This window comes from Parahoeflea alexandrii, assembly GCF_024105735.1.
GTDB classification, from domain to species: domain Bacteria; phylum Pseudomonadota; class Alphaproteobacteria; order Rhizobiales; family Rhizobiaceae; genus Hoeflea; species Hoeflea alexandrii.
Genome location: NZ_JAAAML010000002.1, coordinates 1067009 through 1083794 on the forward strand (window position 1 = coordinate 1067009; position 16786 = coordinate 1083794).

The window sequence follows — 16786 nt, forward strand, 5'->3', positions numbered from 1 at the left end:
GGAGCAGGGACCGGCATGAGCGCACACCGGAATCAATCCAGCATGATTGCCACCGCCTGGTTTCTGGCGGGACTGGGAGCAATTCCGTTTCTGGCTATGGCGGTTGCCGCGGTCATTTCGCCCGCATTCGCCGCCGCGCATCTGGGCGGTGAAACGGCCTTTCTGGGCTACGGCGCCGTTATCCTGTCGTTCATGGGCGGAGTTCGCTGGGGGCGTGCCCTGACGCTTGACCAACCGGCCCGCGCCGCCGAACAGATGATCCTGAGTGTCGCGCCCTCGCTGGCCGCCTGGCTGGCCCTGCTGATCGATCGCCCCTGGTCGCTGCTGCTCTTGGCCGCCGGCTTTGCACTGCAGGCGGCATGGGATTTCAAGAGCGCCGGCACTGGCCTGCTGCCGACCTGGTTCGGGCGGTTGCGCCTGACCATCAGCGCCATCGTGATCGCCTCGATCGGCCTCGTCCTGCTTGCGTGAATGCCGGGCCGGCCGGTGCGATAGCAGGTCTTTGCGGGTTCAGCCGTTCATACGGTTGTAAGCAACCGAATAGATCCGCTCGCGGCCAATAAGGTGCGCTACCAGCCGCGTGCGGTCGAACAGACCGCGCATTGCGGGATGGCGCAGCTCCAGCCCGCCCGTGGTCGCGCCGAATGCCGGCATGAGAAGCCGCTTGCCGTCGCTGGCAAAACACGGCCGGCGCACGCCCTTGCCGCGTCTGATGACGCGCGCTGTGGGGTGAAGGTGACCAGCGATTTCGCCGTCCGCCGCACCCGCTTTTGGCTCGTGCCGGAACACCAGGCTCTCCACATGCAGCTCGCTGCAGAAACTGCCCTCCAGCCCCACTGGACGATCAGGGTCGTGATTACCCTCGATCCAGACCCAGTCGCGCCCGCGTTGCAGGCCTTGCAACTGTTCCCGGTAACACTCGGGCAAGTGCGCCGAACCGATCCGGTCGTGGAAGCTGTCGCCCAGGCTGATCACAAGGCGCGGCGCATAGCTGGCGATCGCCGCGCCTAGTCGCGAAAGCGTGGCGGCAGTGTCATAGGGGGGCAACATCATGCCGCGCCGGGCGAAGGCAGCACCCTTTTCCAGATGCAGGTCCGAGACCACAAGCGTGGCGCTGCCAGGCAGCCAGAGCACACCCATGCGGTCGCACACCACCGCAGTGCCGTTGACGGAAAGCTCGGCCGTCAATGGGCCGGTTGCCGGGGTGTCGCTTTCAAGCGCTGCATTCGCGCCATGCATGGGTGTTCCGTTCAGATCTGGTTCTGGGCCTCGGTAAGCAGGTCCTCTGCCGCCTCGGCCAATATGCTCTCATGCGCCTCGCCGGCAACCGTCTCGCGGCCGATTTCCAGCATGATCGGAACGGCCAGCGGCGAGATGCGCTCAAGCGCTCGGTGCTGGATGTGCCCCTTGATTCGCTTGAGCATAGCGCCGAGCCGCTGAATGTCCAAAAGCCCCTGTGCGGCATCGGCGCGCGTCGCCTGCAGCAGGATGTGGTCGGGTTCGTGGGTGCGCAGCACATCGTAGATCAGGTCGGCTGAAACCGTTACCTGGCGCCCGGATTTCTCCTGGCCGGGGTGCCGTTTCTCGATCAGCCCGGAGATCACCGCACAGGCCCGGAAGGTCCGCTTGAGCATCCAGGATTCGTTGAGCCAGGCGTCGAGGTCATCGCCCAGCATGTCCTCGTCAAACAGCTCGGCGAGATCAAGCCGGCCATCGGAAATCATCGCCCCCATGTCCTCGAGCCCCCAGACCGCCAGCGAGTAGTCCGTGGCGACGAAGCCGAGCGGCTGCGCCCGCATGCGCTCCAGCCTGCGGGTGAGCAACATACCCAGAGTCTGGTGCGCGATCCGGCCTTCGAAGGGGTAGAGCACCATGAAGAACCGTTCGGCCCGCGGAAACGTCTCGATCAGCAGGCTGTCGCTTGAGGGCAGCTGGGAGACCTGCTGCTGCATCCTGAGCCAGTCCGACACCTGGTCGGGCAGGGCGCCCCATTTCGTCGGATCGGCGATCATTGCCCGCACGCTGTCTGCGAGATAGGTCGAAAGCGGAAACTTGCCGCCGGCATAGGCCGGCACCTTCGGATCCTGGTCCCAGGCCTTGGAGACCAGGCATTCGTTCTCGCGGATGCCCTCGAACCTGAGGATCTTGCCAGAAAACAGAAACGTGTCGCCCGGCGCCAGCGTCTCGAGGAAATACTCCTCCACCTTGCCCAGCGGCGGTCCGCCGCGGCCCGACAATGTGCCGTTCTTGCGGCTGGTCATCCGCACATTGAGCATCGGCGCCTCGATGATGGTGCCGATGTTGAGCCGATACTGCTGCGCCACCTGCTGATTGGAGATCCGCCACAGACCGTCGGCGCGCTTGCGGATCCGCGCATAACGCTCGTAGCTCTTGAGCGCATAGCCGCCGGTGGCGACGAAATCGATCACCTTGTCGAAAGTCTCCCGGTCGAGGTCTGAATAGGGCGAGGCGCTGGTCACTTCCGCATAGAGATCCTCCGCATCGAAGGGAGCCGCCGCCGCCATGCCGAGCACGTGCTGGGCCAGCACGTCGAGCCCGCCGTCGCCACCTGATGGCGTATCCTGCGCGCCCACGTAATTTGCGTCGATCGCGGCCTGGCATTCCAGCACCTCGAAGCGGTTCGCCGGCGTCAGGATGGCCCGGCTCGGCTCGTCCATGCGGTGGTTTGCCCGCCCGATGCGCTGCGCCAGCCGGCTTGCACCCTTTGGCGCGCCAACATGCACCACGAGGTCGACGTCGCCCCAGTCGATCCCGAGGTCCAGCGTCGAGGTGGCGACCACGGCGCGGAGCTCGTTGCGCCCCATCGCCGCCTCCACCCGCCGCCGCTGCGCCGCATCCAGCGAGCCGTGATGCAGGGCGATCGGCAGGCTGTCGTCATTGATCCGCCACAGCTCCTGAAACAGCAGTTCCGCCTGGCTGCGGGTGTTGACGAAGATCAGCGTGGTGCGGTGATCCTTGATGGTCTGGTAGACGTCGGGGATGGCGTAGCGCGCCGAGTGCCCGGACCACGGAATCCGCTCTTCGCTCTCAAGAATGGTGATGATCGGGCTTGCTCCGCCGGCCACCGTGATCCTCCCGGCGCGCTCATCGGTCAGGCGCGATTGCGGCACCAGCCAGCGCTGCAGTTCCTCCGGATCCGCCACCGTCGCCGACAGGCCGATGGTCCGCAGACCCGGCGCCAGTTTCCGCAGCCGCGCCAGTGCCAGCGATAGCAGATGGCCGCGCTTGGAGGAGATCAGCGAATGCAGTTCGTCGAAGATCACATAGCGCAGGCCGGAAAACAGCCGCTCGGCGTGGGTGTTGGCGATCAGCAGCGACACCTGTTCCGGCGTGGTCAGAAGAATATCGGGCGGATCGGTGCGTTGCCGGGCGCGCTTGGATTGCGGCGTGTCGCCGGTCCGTGTCTCGATCCGCACCGGCAGGCCCATTTCCTCGACCGGTCGCGCCAGGTTGCGCTCTATGTCGACGGCCAGCGCCTTGAGCGGCGAGATATACAGTGTATGCAGCGATCGCGCACCGGCGGAGCCGGGCTTGGGTTTGCCGCGGGCGGCGAGCTCGGTCAGGCTCGGCAGGAAGCCGGCCAGCGTCTTGCCGGCGCCGGTCGGCGCGATCAGCAGCATCGAGCGCCCGGCTGCGGTTTCGGAAAGAAGTTCCAGCTGATGCGCGCGCGGCTGCCAGCCGCGGCTGGCGAACCAGCCCAGGAACGGCTCGGGCAATGCAAATCCCGGATTGTCGGTGGCAGGCGCAGATTCGGCTTTCACGGCTGGCAATCTAGTGCAGCGCCGCGGCCAGTCCAAGACGGGTCGTGACGATAGGCCCGGGAACATGGGCCTGCATCAAGCCCAGGCACGGTCCGCCTGTTCCATAGCACCTGCCAGGCCATTGCCGTTCGCTTCGTCCTGGCCTGACCTCAGAAACTTCCGTGTCCGGAGCTTTCAGTTAAGCGCGACACGAGGCGGGTCGGAGAGCAAGTCGGCCGTTTGCTGCTTTGTCGCCACCACGCCCGGGCGCTTGCGCGCGACCACCAGCAGACCCGAAATCACCTCGGTGCCGTCCCGCCGGATCGGCTCCCGCGACAGTCGACGGATGTCGAGGCCATGCTGCTCGAGCAGGCCACGCAGATAGGGTTCGCCGTGGCAGTAGCGCAGCGAAGGTTGCAACAGCCAATCGCAATCCTCCGGGCCGGCTTCCAGCGAAAAGGCCATCAGTCCTCCGGCTGCGACGAGGTTCGCCGCCACCTGGATGACTGGCGCGAGGTTGCCGAAATAGGCAAACACGTCCGCTGCGGCGACAAGCTCGGCCGGTTCCGCGCCCGGAAGTCGCGCAGCGGCGATCCCCTTCAGGATGTCGGCCTGACCGAGCCGGTCGTACAGACCCTTCTCTCCGGCCTTAGCCAGCATGCCCTGCGACAGATCATAGCCTTCGAGCCAGGAGGTCATGCGCCGGATCCGTTCGCCGAACAGGCCGGTACCGCAGCCCAGGTCGATCACCCTGGCGAACTGGGTCTCGTTGCCGGCAGTTTCGCCGAGCAGGGCGGTCAGACGTTCCGGCACGCAATAGCCGAGATCTTCCAGAAGGGCTGTATCGAAACGGTCGGAATAGCCGTCGAACAGCGCTTCGACATATTCTGAGGGCGGGGTCGACGGCATCTCCGCCTGGCCGGTCAGCGACAGCTTCAGGCTTGCGCCGAAAATGTCCGTTGGCGAAAGCGTGAGCACCTTGCGCCATGCATCGGCAGCCCCCGCGTGATCGCCGGACTTTTCGAGGTAGCCGCCAAGCTGGTGCCAGCCCGCGGCCCAGTGCGGCGCAAGTTCAAGCGCCTGTGACTGCAGATCGGCTGCAGCAGCCAGATCGCCGGATTCCGCGTACAGACGGGCGTAGTGAGCGCGGCGATCGGCAGTCAGATCGCCAGAGGAAAGCTGGTAGGATGTCATGTGTGTGGACCAAACAGGAACCGTTGATGGAGCCTATGCGTTGGCCGCGCAGAATACGCAAGCCCTTTTGCAAGTCACGCAGCCGCCCTAATTGATTGGCATGAAAATGAAACCTGAAGATCTGCTGATCCCCCGCCGCGAAGGGCTCTATTGCCCGCCGGGGGATTTCTTCATTGATCCGGTGCGCGGCGTCGATCGGGCGCTGATCACTCATGGCCATGCCGACCATGCCCGCGCCGGTCACGGCCATGTGCTGGCGACGGCGGAAACGCTCGACATCATGGCGATCCGCTATGGTGCCGACCACGCTGGCGCCACCCAGCCGGCGGGCCTGGGCGAGGTGATCCGGATCGGGGACGTGACCGTGACATTTCATCCCGCCGGCCATGTCCTGGGATCGGCCCAGATCGCCGTCGAGAGGGAGGGAATGCGCATTGTCGCTTCGGGGGACTACAAGCCAAGACCGGATCCCACCTGCGCCACGTTCGAGCCGGTCGCCTGTGATGTCTTCATCACTGAAGCGACCTTTGCGCTGCCGGTATTCCGGCACCCGATCGCGGCTGACGAAATCGGCCGGCTGCTGCGTTCGGTCTCGCGCAATCCCGAGCGCGCCCATCTGGTCGGCGTCTATTCGCTGGGCAAGGCGCAACGCGTCATCCGCCTCATCCGTGACGCAGGCTATCACCAGCCGCTCTATATCCACGGCGCGCTTCAAAAACTATGCGACTATTACGAAAGCCAGGGCATCGGGCTCGGCGATTTGCGTCCGGCGACCGTCGCCGCCGGTGCCAAGGGCGATTTCGCCGGTGCCATCGTTCTCGGCCCGCCCTCGGCTTTTGGCGAAAAGTGGGCGCGCCGCTTCCCCGATCCCCTGGTCAGCTTCGCTTCCGGCTGGATGCAGGTCAGGGCGCGTGCCCGCCAGCGCGGCGTCGAACTGCCGTTGGTGATCTCCGATCATGCCGACTGGGACGAGCTTGCCGAAACTATCAAGACCGTGGCGCCGGGCGAGGTCTGGGTCACCCACGGCCGCGAGGAGGCGCTGGTGCGCTGGTGTGCCATGCAGGGTATCCCCGCCAGGCCGCTGCATCTGGTCGGCTATGAAGATGAGGGGGATTGAGCCGTGAACCGCTTCGCCGATCTTCTCGACATGCTGGCGTTTACGCCCTCGCGCAATGCCAAACTCTCGCTACTGCAGGACTATTTCCGCAGAGTCCCCGATCCCGAACGCGGCTATGCGCTCGCCGCCATCGCCCGCGATCTCGACATCCCGGCGGTCAAGCCGGCGCAACTGCGTGAACTGATCTCGTCGCGCATGGATCCTGAACTCTTCGGCTATTCCTACGATTATGTCGGCGACCTGGCCGAAACCATCGCCCTGGCCTGGCCTGAAAAGGCGGTCTCTCGTCCGGGCCGCAATGACGCACCGGGACTGGCCGAGGTGGTCGAGACCCTGCAGGCCTCCTCGCGCCGCGAAGGCCCCGGCCTCGTCGAGGCTTGGCTCGACCGGCTCGATCCGCCGGGCCGCTATGCGCTTCTCAAACTGGTCACCGGCGGGTTCCGCATGGGACTTTCGAGCCGGTTGATCAAGCAGGCGCTGGCCGCATTCGGCAAGGTCGAGGTCAACGAGATCGAGGAATTGTGGCACGGTCTGAGCGCGCCCTATGCCGATCTGTTTGCCTGGCTCGAGGGATCAGGTCCGAAACCGGTCAATGCCGGCGCCGCGCCGTTCCGCCCGGTGATGCTCTCGCACGCCATTGAGGACAGGGATTTCGAGAAACTCGATCCGGCGGATTTCACCGCGGAATGGAAATGGGATGGCATCCGCGTCCAGGCGGCCTCCGAACGCGGCATCAGCCGGCTCTACACCCGCACCGGCGACGATATCTCGGCGGCATTTCCCGATCTTGTTGATGCCATCGCCTTCGACGGCGCACTCGATGGCGAACTGCTGGTGGCGCGTTCCGCCGGCGGTCACATCGAGACCGGCAGCTTCTCCGATCTGCAGCAGCGCCTCAACCGCAAGACTGTAACAGCACGGCAGCTGCGCGATCATCCGGCCTTCTTCCGCGCCTATGACCTGCTGCAGGATGGCGAAGAGGATCTTCGCTCGAAACCTTTTATCGAGCGCCGCACCCGCCTCGAAAGCTTTGTTGCCGGATTGAACCCGGAACGTTTCGACTGCTCCGCGATGCTGGCATTCGACAGCTGGGATGACCTTGCCGCTCTCCGGGCCGATCCGCCTTACCCGGTAATCGAAGGGGTGATGATCAAGCGCAAGTCGGCGCCTTATCTGCCCGGCAGGCCGAAGGGCGAGTGGTTCAAGTGGAAACGCGACCCCTTCCTGATCGACGCGGTGCTGATGTACGCCCAGCGCGGCCACGGCAAACGTTCGGGCTTCTACTCCGACTACACCTTCGGTGTGTGGCGCGAGCCGGGCGAGCTTGTGCCCGTCGGCAAGGCTTATTTCGGCTTCACGGACGAGGAACTCCTCGAGATCGACAAATATGTCCGCAACAACACCATCGAGCGTTTCGGTCCGGTCCGCTCGGTGCGCGCCGCGGCAGACAAGGGGCTCGTCTTCGAGGTTGCGTTCGAGGGGATTGCCCGCTCGTCCCGTCACAAGTCCGGCGTCGCCATGCGGTTTCCGCGCATCAACCGCCTGCGCTGGGACAAGCCTCCGGGCGAAGCCGACAGGCTGGAAACGCTCGAGCGCATGATCGACGGCATCGAATGACGGTATTGCCCGCGGCCTCTACCGTGCTTATGTGAAGGCCGACGAAACACGGGAATCGCCGGCATGAGCAATGGTCTGACACGCTTTCTGGGTGATACGCCCGGTCGTACGGCACTCAAGCTGCTGGTGGCCTCTTTCGTGGTCGGCGTCGTCATGGCGGCCTTCAACTGGTATCCGGTCGATATCCTCTACATCGTTCGCGATTTTCTGGTGAACCTGTGGGAAACCGGCTTTGCCGCGCTCGGCCGTTTCGGCGGCTATCTCGTGCTTGGCGCCGGTGTCGTGATCCCGGTCTTCATCATCATGCGGCTGCTCAGCCTGCGCAGATAGCGCCCGCTCTCAGACGAATTCGGACGCAGCCTCGAAGGTCATGAGATGCCGCCGGGCGACGGCGTCGACGTCGCGGCTGTAGCCGCCGCCAAGAACTGACGCCACCGGGATGCCTCGTTGCCTGAAAAACGAGAAAACCCGCCGGTCGCGGTGCTTCAGCCCCCGGTCTGTCAGTGACAGCCGCCCGAGCCGGTCGTGTTCATGCGGATCGACGCCTGCATTGTAGAACACCAGGTCGGGCGAGAAGTTGTCGATGCTGCGCGGCAGCAGCCAGTCAAGCGTTTCAAGATAGGCCTCGTCGCGTACCCCGTCCGGCAGCGCCACGTCGACCGACGAGGTCTGCTTGCGCACCGGGTAGTTCTTCTCGCTGTGCATCGACACGGTGCGGATGGCGTCGATGCCGGCGCAGATCTCCGCTGTGCCGTCGCCCTGGTGTACATCGAGATCGACGACCAGGACACGGCCCACCTCGCCATCGGCGAGCAGCAGAAGCGCGGCCACCGCCACATCGTTGAAGGTGCAGAAGCCGGCCCCTTGCGCCCGCCGCGCATGATGGCTGCCGCCAGCCGTATTGCAGGCAATGCCGCCATGGAGAGCCAGCCGTGCCGCCATCACCGTGCCGGCGGTGGCGAGCCGCGCGCGCAGGCTCACCCGTTCATTGACCGGAAACCCGATCTCGCGCTCGATCGGCAACGGGACCTTGCAGGCCAGCACCTGATCCACATAGCCGCGTTCATGGGCAAGCGACAGCCATGCCGCAGACGCCGGCGCCGGTGCGTGAAAGACAGAACGTGATCCCGTGTCGCTGTCCCGGATCAGCTCCATCAGCCGTGTGTACTTGCCCATCGGAAACCGATGGCCAGGGTCGAAATTGGCATCATAGTCTGGGGCGTGGACAATCGGCAGCAGAGGCATGGCTTCTTATGCCCGGGGCTGCGCCAATCGTCCATCGGGAGCGTCGCGGCATTTCGCCCCCTTCCGATTCATCAAAAGCATTGATGCCGTGTGATGCGTGCGGCCCTTTACAGCAGGATCGAACTCGAACAGGAAAGAGACATCTATTCCCGCTGGGTTTGCGCCGCTTGTCAGATATGCTTCTCAAAACCGATGTCCTGCCGCCGGAAGGTCGTGCTTTCGAGGTGACCAACCGCATGGTGTTTGCCATCGCGGTGCCGATGACGCTGGCCTTTCTGACCACCCCGCTTCTGGGACTGGTGGATACCGCCGTGGTCGGACGGTTGGGCGATGCGGCGTTGCTGGGTGGCCTGGCGATCGCGGCGATCCTGTTTGATCTGGTGTTCACCACCTTCAACTTCCTGCGCTCGGCCACCACCGGCCTGGTCGCCCAGGCCATGGGGCGGGGTTATCCGACGGAAGAACAGGCCGTTTTCTGGCGGTCGCTGATGATCTCCGTCGTCGCCGGTTTGCTGATTATTGCGGCCACGCCGCTGCTTCTGGCTGCAGGGCTGGCTTTCATGGGCGCCCAGGGCGAGGTGGCGGCGGCCGCCTCGACCTATCTGGTCATACGCGCTCTCTCGGCTCCCGCGGCTCTGGCCAACTACGCCATCCTTGGCTATGTGCTCGGCCGCGGCATGGGCGGAACCGGCCTGCTGCTGCAATCGGTCATCAACGGCACCAACATCATCCTGTCGATATGGTTCGGACTGGGGCTGGGCTACGGCCTTGAAGGCGTTGCTCTGGCCACGGTGATCGCCGAGTTCACCGGTTGCGCCATGGGTTTCCTGGTCATTCGGCGGAGGTTTGACCGCGCCCACAGCCCATCTTGGAAGCAGATCATCGACCGGCCGGCGGTCATGCGGCTGATGGCGCTCAACGGTGACATCATGATCCGCTCCTTTGCGCTCATCGCGGCCTTTGCCTGGTTCACCCGGCAGGGCACCGGTTTTGGCGAAACCACCCTGGCCGCCAATGCCATCCTGATGAATTTCTTCATGGTCGCGGGCTATTATCTCGACGGTTTTGCCACCGCCGCCGAGCAGCTCGCCGGCCGGGCCATCGGCGCCCGCCACCGTCCGGCTTTCGACAAGGCCGTTCGCCTGACGGTGTTCTGGGGCTTCGCGCTTGCCGGGTTCACGACAGTGTTTTTCCTGATATTCGGAAATGCCGTCATCGGCCTGATGACGACCCTCGAACCGGTTCGGCTGGAGGCAGGCGCCTATCTGTTCTGGGCGGCGCTGACGGCGCTTTCGGGCGTGCTCGCCTTCGAGATGGACGGTGTCTTCATTGGCGCCACATGGTCGCGCGACATGCGCAACATGATGCTTTTGTCCCTTGCCCTGTTTATCGGCCTGTCGATCGTCTTCACCCAGGTCTGGGGCAATCTGGGTCTCTGGATCTCGCTCAACATCTTCCTGATGGCGCGGGGCTTCACCCTGATGGCGCTGCTGCCGCGACGCAGCAACACGGCTTTCGGCCCCGCCTGATCCTATTCCGGAATGGCCATTCCGGCGTAGTGGCCGGTTCTGCTGTCACGCAGGTCCGAGATGCATTTGAGGTTTTCATGGTCGCAGAGGCGGGAGAGGCCGCGCAAGATCCGCCCCGGCAGCATAGGACCGCCATAGATGAAGCCGGTGTAGAGCTGAACCAGGTCAGCGCCGGCGCGTATCTTTTCCGCGGCCGTCTCGGCACTGTCGATCCCGCCAACGCCGATCAGCGGCATGTCGGTCCCGAGCTTCTGCCGCATCTTGGCAAGCACGATGGTCGAGCGCGCAAACATCGGGCGTCCCGACAATCCACCCGATTCGTCACGCTTCGGGTCCGCGGACAGGCCGTTGCGCGACAGCGTCGTGTTCGAGATGATCACGCCGTCGAGCCGGTGCGTCAGGCATTCGGCCGCGATGTCGTCGAGATCGGGCTCGGTCAGATCCGGCGCGATCTTGAGGAACACCGGAATCCGCCTTGCCTTCCGGTCGCGTTCGGCCAGCACCCGGCCCATGAGTTCGGAAAGGGCCTCTCGGGTCTGCAGGTTGCGCAGCCCCGGTGTGTTTGGTGAGGAGATGTTGACGGTGAAATAGTCGGCGACATCTGCGAACAGATCAATGCCGGCGACATAATCCCCGGCGCGGTCGTCACTGTCCTTGTTGGCGCCTATGTTGATACCGAGAATGCCGTCACGCGGGCGTGCCGTTATCCGCGCATGTGCTGTCGCGTGTCCCTGGTTGTTGAAGCCCAGCCGGTTGATCACGGCATGGTCCTTGACCAGCCGGAAGATCCGCGGTCTCGGATTTCCCTGTTGCGGCTTCGGTGTCAGCGTTCCGATCTCGGCATATCCGAACCCGAGGCGCATGAGCTCATTGGGCACCTCCGCGTTCTTGTCAAATCCGGCGGCCATGCCCAGCGGGTTGGGGAAGGCCAGTCCTGCGACGTTGACCGAAAGCCGCGGGTCAAGGTTGGCCCGGCAGCCTGGCACCAGCCCGCTCTTGAGCGCCGTGATCGAAAGTCCGTGCGCGGTTTCCGGATCGAGCTTGAAAAGCGCACCCCGTGCAATTCCGTCAATCAGGCTCATCACGACTCCATGTCCGGAAACTCGTGGGCGCCGTCAGGTCCGAGCGGCAGCGGCTTGACCCATTTGACCGCCGACAACGGCATGTCGGCGTACAGGTGCGGGAAAAGCGCCCCGCCGCGGGATGTCTCGAACACCAGCTTTTCGCCCAATGCGCTGGCATCGACAGCAACCAGCAGCAGGTTTTCCTGACCGCTGAAGTGTTTTTGTGCGGTTTCGATCGCCTGGTCTCGCGTGGAAAAGTGAATGAAACCGTCCGCCAGATCGACGGGTGCGCCTGTGAACCGGCCTTCGGCTTCCGCAGCGCGCCAAAGCGTTTCGGGCGTGATCTTGTAGATGGTCGCATGCATTGTGGTGCGTCTCGCTTTCCCGCTGTTGCGCCTGGAAACCCGTTTTGGGCGGGCCCACCGGGTCCACTTCTCGATTTCGTCTTTATTGCGTGTCATCACATACAGAAACAGGAGTGTGCCGTCATGACCCGTTTTGCAATTCTCACCGCTTCCGTTCTCGCCCTGCCGATCGCAGCTGCGGCTTATGCCCAGGAACCGGGTTCAAGCCGTTATACACTCGAAAGGACCGAGAACGGATTTGTCCGGCTCGACACCCGGACCGGTGAGATGTCGATCTGCACCGAAAAGACCGGCCAGCTTGTCTGCCGGCTGGCCGCCGATGAACGCCGGGCGTTCGAGGAAAGCCTCTCGGACCTGTCTGCGCGTGTTGAAGCACTTGAGAAGCGGCTCGACCTGGTGGCGCCCACGGAGCAAGATCCTGGCATTCCCGACGAGGCTGAACTCGACCGTGCCTTGAATGCGATGGAAAAGATGATGCGCCGGTTCTTCGAAATGGTCGAAGAACTTGAGAAGGAATTCGAGGACAAGCCGAAGATACCCCTGGAACCGATCCCGGATCGGACCTGAGCGCCGATACACCTTGGAGTCTGCCTGCGTTTGGAGCATCATCTCGCCCGTGCTATTGCGCGAGGGCTTAGCGCGCCGCTAGAGTGATTTGCCCAAGCCGGCTTCATGCCGGTTTGCAGCGGCAGCGCGATCGGGAGGGGGAGAGTGCATGGCGCAGATGACATTCATTATTGCGGACGATCATCCGTTGTTCCGGGGTGCCATGCGGCAGGCCCTGGAGGGGATTGATGCAAACATTGAAATTCTCGAGGCCGGGGATCTGGAAAGCGCACGCAAGAAAGCCGGCGACCACCCGGAAGCCGATCTCATTCTTCTTGACCTGACCATGCCAGGCGTCTCGGGCCTGTCCGGCCTGATTGCCTTTCGCGCCGAGTTTTCAAGCCTTCCGGTGGTGGTCGTCTCTGCCACCGATGATGTCTCCACAATGCGCAGGGCACTCGAACTCGGCGCATCCGGTTTCATCTCCAAATCCGCCAGCATCGATGAAATCCGGGAAGGCGCGCGCACCGTTCTCGGTGGCGGGATCTGGACGCCGCCGGACGTTGATCTGGGATCCGAGCACGATCAGGAGATCGCCAGCCTGATCGCCCGCATCCAGACCCTGACACCGCAGCAGGGACGGGTCCTTGGCATGCTCGCCGAAGGCCTGCTCAACAAGCAGATTGCCTATGAGCTCGGCGTCTCCGAAGCCACGATCAAGGCCCATGTGTCCGCCGTTCTGCAGAAGCTCGGCGTCGACAGCCGCACCCAGGCTGTGATCCAGCTTTCGAAGATCGGCGCCGAGGTTCTCAGTCAGGGCGACTGAGCGCACCGGCTACTCCGCGGCGGTGCGCCGCATGACCGTCACCTGATTGAGAAACGCCCTCAGCGCGGCGGGTTTGATCGGCTTGTTCTGAACAGCGATCCGCTCGGCTTCTGCCATGCCGCGCACTTCCGGGGTCCGGTCGGCTGTTACCAGCAGAGCGGGGATGTCCATTCTCCAAAGCTTGCGCAGTGCGATGATTGTCTCGATGCCGGTGCCGTCATCAAGGTGGAAATCCGCGAAAATCGCATCTGGCGCGTCTTCGGTTTCCGCGATCCTCAGGCTGTCCTTCAACGAATCCGACGCCAGCACGGCGCATCCCCATCCGCTCAGCAGCAGCGTCATGCCTTCGAGGATCTTCGGTTCATTGTCGATGCACAGGACGCGCAGGCCCTTGAGGTTGCTGTTTGCGGCGCTGCTCCCGGCACGGCGCGGCTGTGCCTTGGTCTGCACGATGTTGGTTTCGACCGGCAGCTCCACCCGGAACTCGGTCCCCTTGCCGGATTGCGACGCAATATCGACCGAATGCTTGAGCACGCGTGCAATGCGGTCGACGATCGACAGGCCGAGCCCCAGCCCGGACGCCGTCCGGGCGCCTTCTTCAAGCCGGGCAAACTCCCTGAAAACCGTACGGAACTTGGTGGTCGGAATGCCGATACCTGTATCGATGACCTGGATGATGACCTTGTCGCCGCGCCGGCGGACGCCGACCAGGACCCGGCCTTCGCGCGTGTATTTGATGGCGTTTGACACCAGGTTCTGGATCAGCCGCCGCAACAGGTTGGGGTCGGAGCGCACGTGAACGCTTGTGGGCATCACGGTGAATCTGAGGTTTTTCTCGCGCGCCACCGGCGCAAAGTCGGTGACCACCCGCTGCAACAGGTCATTGAGCGGAAAGCTCGCCAGTTGCGGCTTCATCGCGCCGGTGTCGAGCCGCGAGATATCGAGAACCGCGCCCAGGATGGCCTCCACCGATTCAAGCGAGGAATCGATGTTTTGCACCAGCTTCTGGTCTGGCGAATTGCCCAGCCGTTCGACCAGTGTCGAGGAATAGAGGCGGGCGGCGTTGAGCGGCTGCAGGATGTCGTGGCCGGCTGCGGCAAGGAACCGCGTCTTGCCGATATTGGCTTCTTCGGCGGTCAGTTGCGCCTTTTCCAGCTCGCGGTTGACGCGGGTCAGTTCTGCGGTTCGCTGGGTAACACGCTGTTCAAGCGTCTCGTTGGCCTGCTTGAGTGCCATGTCGGCCGCAACCCGCTCGGTGATGTCGGCATAGGTGGTGACGATGCCGCTGTCAGGCATCGGGTTCGAGCGGATTTCGATGATCCGCCTTTCCGGGCCGATGGTCAGCGAGAACGGCTTGTCCATGATCAGAAAGCGGTCCAGGGCTTCCTGCTCCTCGCCCGCCTTCAGGTCGCCGCGCTCGACGAGGATGGAGATGATGTTTTCCAGCGGGAATCCGACCTGGCCGACCTGCTCGGGCAATTCCAGAAGCGAGCGGAAGCGCTTGTTCCAGACCGTCAGCCGGTTGGTGTTGTCAAACACCGTAATGCCCTGGTCCATCTGTCCGAGTGCCGTCTGCAAGAGATCGCGGTTGTATTGCAGTGCTTCGGATGCCTCGTCGAGCAGCCGCGCCGTGTCGCCGGGAATGTCATCGGCGCGCTCGAACAGCAGCGACAGCACCAGCCGCGCCGAGGCCGAACCGATGGCGCTGCCGAGCAGTTGCTCGGCAAACCGCAACATGCCCATATCGGCCGGATCATGTTCGTTGATCCACCGGCCTATGGCGCGCTCGTGCGAATGAAACGACCGCTCGGTCCGCTCCTGTCCGAGATAGCGGCTGATGGTCTGCTTCAGGTCGCCGACCGTCACCTTGGTTTTCCAGCTGCGCCCCGAAGTGGTCATCCGCTGGCTTTCCGGAATGAACACGGCCGACTGTATGCGCTCGATAGACTTTGGCCGCCGCGACAGTGATCCGACCACATAGCACAGGCAGTTGACCAGCAGGCTCAGAACCACCGCGTTGAACAGCGGGTCTGCCCCCGGTCCGGAAAACTGCGCACCGGGAATGATGAAATCGAGGATGGAGGCCGCGACGTGGCTGTTATCGGGTCCGCCCAGGCTCGGAACCATCAGGATGTAGGCCCAGATCGCAATACCGCTGGAAAGGCCGGCAATGGCGCCGCGCGCATTTGCCTGGCGCCAGAAAAGCCCGCCGAAGAAGGCCGGGGCGAGCTGGGCGATGGCCGCGAAGGACAAGAGCCCGATCGAGGCAAGGCCGGCATTGGTGTCGGCAGCGCGATAATAGGCAAATCCGAGCAGCAGGATCGCGACGATGGCTGTCCGCCTGATGGTAAGGATCAGGTTAGCGAAATCGCCGCTCTGGCCGCGGCGGGTGCGGCGCCTGAGCACCACCGGCACGATGATGTCGTTGGAGATCATGATGGCGACGGCCACCGAGGCCACGATCACCATGGCCGTCGCTGCCGAAAAACCGCCGATGAAGGTGATCAGCGTGACCATCGGCATGTCGTTGGCCATCGGCAGCGCAAGCACGAAAAGATCGCTTCCGCCGCCGGAGCCGAACTGCAGGACACCGGCAATCGCCACCGGCAGAACGAAGATGTTGATGGCAATGAGATAAAGCGGCAGCAGCCACCCCGCCAGCCGCAACTCGCCCGGCGTCCTGTTCTCCACCACCGTGACATGGAACTGGCGCGGCAACAGGATGATGGCGAATGCCGAAAGCACGGTGAGCAGGACCCAGCGCAACAGCGGGGTCTCGTGCGTCAGCGCGGTCATCACCTCGGCATTGGCGGTCGCGGCCTGCAACAGGTCCCAGGGACCGTCGAAAAGCATGAACACCACTGTCAGCCCGATCAGCGTGAATGCCAAAAGCTTGACCAGCGATTCCATCGCGATGGCGAGGATCAGGCCGTCCTGGTGTTCGGTGGCGTCGGTGTGGCGCGTGCCGAAGATCGCCGCGAAGGCAGCAAGCACCAGGGTGACGAAGAAGGCGATGTCGGAGAGGAAGAAGGTCTGTGTCACCCGGTTCAATTGCTCGACATCGACCATCACCGCGACCGAAGACGAGACCGCCTTGAGCTGCAGCGCGATATAGGGAATCGTGCCGATGACCGCGATCAGGGCCACAAGCGCGGCCACCAGCGGGCTCTTGCCGTAGCGCGCCGCCATGAAGTCGGCGATGGATGTGAGCTTTTCCGCCTTGGCCAGGGTCACGATCCGCCTGAGGATCGGCATCCCCAGCGTGAACATCAGGATCGGACCGATATAGATCGCGGTGAATTCCAGTCCGCGCGAGGCGGCGAGGCCAACGCCGCCGAAATAGGTCCAGGAGGTGCAGTAGATGGCCAGGCTGAGCGAATAGATGATCGGGCGGCCGGCTGTCCGCCTGCGCCGCTGGCGCGCCGAGCGGTCGCCATAGGTTGCGATGGCAAACAGCATCAGCAGATAAAAAAGGGCTGATCCGAAAACCAGCCAGCCGGGCATCATGACTTCACTCCTCCT

The 16786-nt window shown here is 63.7% G+C and carries 14 protein-coding genes; 7 read left to right on the top strand and 7 right to left on the bottom strand.

Annotation, left to right across the window (positions count from 1 at the left end; translation table 11 throughout):
- Positions 1 to 15: 15 nt before the first annotated feature.
- A complete protein-coding gene (locus GTW23_RS14660; protein ID WP_252916269.1) occupies positions 16 to 471 on the top strand; it encodes a DUF3429 domain-containing protein in 456 nt (151 codons plus the stop codon).
- Between the two features lie 39 nt (positions 472 to 510).
- On the opposite strand, the gene pdeM is transcribed toward GTW23_RS14660, so the two are convergent.
- The 3 genes from pdeM to GTW23_RS14675 form a co-directional block, all read right to left on the bottom strand.
- Positions 511 to 1239: a ligase-associated DNA damage response endonuclease PdeM gene (pdeM, locus tag GTW23_RS14665; RefSeq protein ID WP_252916270.1), complete on the bottom strand. Its 729-nt coding sequence runs from the start codon at positions 1237 to 1239 to the stop codon at positions 511 to 513.
- Positions 1240 to 1250: 11 nt separating this feature from the next.
- Positions 1251 to 3791: a ligase-associated DNA damage response DEXH box helicase gene (locus GTW23_RS14670; protein WP_252916271.1), complete on the bottom strand. Its 2541-nt coding sequence runs from the start codon at positions 3789 to 3791 to the stop codon at positions 1251 to 1253.
- A 165-nt stretch (positions 3792 to 3956) separates the two neighbouring features.
- Positions 3957 to 4955 (bottom strand): class I SAM-dependent methyltransferase, encoded by a 999-nt coding sequence (locus tag GTW23_RS14675; protein ID WP_252916272.1) that lies wholly within the window; start codon positions 4953 to 4955, stop codon positions 3957 to 3959.
- Positions 4956 to 5061: 106 nt separating this feature from the next.
- Here GTW23_RS14675 and GTW23_RS14680 point away from each other — a divergent pair, with 106 nt between their 5' ends.
- The 3 genes from GTW23_RS14680 to GTW23_RS14690 all read left to right on the top strand — a co-directional run bounded on the left by GTW23_RS14680 (position 5062) and on the right by GTW23_RS14690 (position 8019).
- Positions 5062 to 6072: a ligase-associated DNA damage response exonuclease gene (locus GTW23_RS14680; protein WP_252916273.1), complete on the top strand. Its 1011-nt coding sequence runs from the start codon at positions 5062 to 5064 to the stop codon at positions 6070 to 6072.
- Between the two features lie 3 nt (positions 6073 to 6075).
- A complete protein-coding gene (locus GTW23_RS14685; RefSeq protein ID WP_252916274.1) occupies positions 6076 to 7689 on the top strand; it encodes a cisplatin damage response ATP-dependent DNA ligase in 1614 nt (537 codons plus the stop codon).
- A 63-nt stretch (positions 7690 to 7752) separates the two neighbouring features.
- Positions 7753 to 8019: a DUF6460 domain-containing protein gene (locus GTW23_RS14690; RefSeq protein WP_152010252.1), complete on the top strand. Its 267-nt coding sequence runs from the start codon at positions 7753 to 7755 to the stop codon at positions 8017 to 8019.
- A gap of 9 nt (positions 8020 to 8028) precedes the next feature.
- Here the strand turns inward: GTW23_RS14690 and GTW23_RS14695 are convergent, their stop codons facing one another.
- Positions 8029 to 8934, bottom strand: coding sequence for a histone deacetylase family protein (locus GTW23_RS14695; RefSeq protein WP_252916275.1), 906 nt, complete (start codon positions 8932 to 8934; stop codon positions 8029 to 8031).
- 176 nt (positions 8935 to 9110) lie between these two features.
- Here GTW23_RS14695 and GTW23_RS14700 point away from each other — a divergent pair, with 176 nt between their 5' ends.
- Complete coding sequence (locus GTW23_RS14700) at positions 9111 to 10463, top strand: MATE family efflux transporter (protein WP_252916332.1); 1353 nt, start codon at positions 9111 to 9113, stop codon at positions 10461 to 10463.
- 2 nt (positions 10464 to 10465) lie between these two features.
- Here the strand turns inward: GTW23_RS14700 and GTW23_RS14705 are convergent, their stop codons facing one another.
- The gene (locus GTW23_RS14705; protein WP_382265871.1) at positions 10466 to 11548 is read right to left on the bottom strand and encodes a quinone-dependent dihydroorotate dehydrogenase; all 1083 of its coding nucleotides are present in this window, start codon (positions 11546 to 11548) and stop codon (positions 10466 to 10468) included.
- Entirely contained in the window at positions 11545 to 11892 is a 348-nt protein-coding gene (locus GTW23_RS14710; protein ID WP_152010249.1) for a DUF952 domain-containing protein, read from the bottom strand. Before GTW23_RS14710 ends, GTW23_RS14705 begins: the two co-directional genes overlap by 4 nt.
- Positions 11893 to 12015: 123 nt before the next feature.
- Here GTW23_RS14710 and GTW23_RS14715 point away from each other — a divergent pair, with 123 nt between their 5' ends.
- Both GTW23_RS14715 and GTW23_RS14720 read left to right on the top strand, forming a co-directional pair.
- Positions 12016 to 12459 carry a hypothetical protein gene (locus GTW23_RS14715; RefSeq protein ID WP_252916277.1) on the top strand — a complete coding sequence of 148 codons (444 nt, stop codon included), beginning with the start codon at positions 12016 to 12018 and terminating at the stop codon, positions 12457 to 12459.
- Between the two features lie 148 nt (positions 12460 to 12607).
- Positions 12608 to 13264, top strand: coding sequence for a response regulator (locus GTW23_RS14720; protein ID WP_252916278.1), 657 nt, complete (start codon positions 12608 to 12610; stop codon positions 13262 to 13264).
- Between the two features lie 9 nt (positions 13265 to 13273).
- Here the strand turns inward: GTW23_RS14720 and GTW23_RS14725 are convergent, their stop codons facing one another.
- On the bottom strand, positions 13274 to 16771 hold the full coding sequence (locus GTW23_RS14725; protein ID WP_252916279.1) for a hybrid sensor histidine kinase/response regulator: 3498 nt from the start codon (positions 16769 to 16771) through the stop codon (positions 13274 to 13276).
- Positions 16772 to 16786 lie beyond the last annotated feature (15 nt).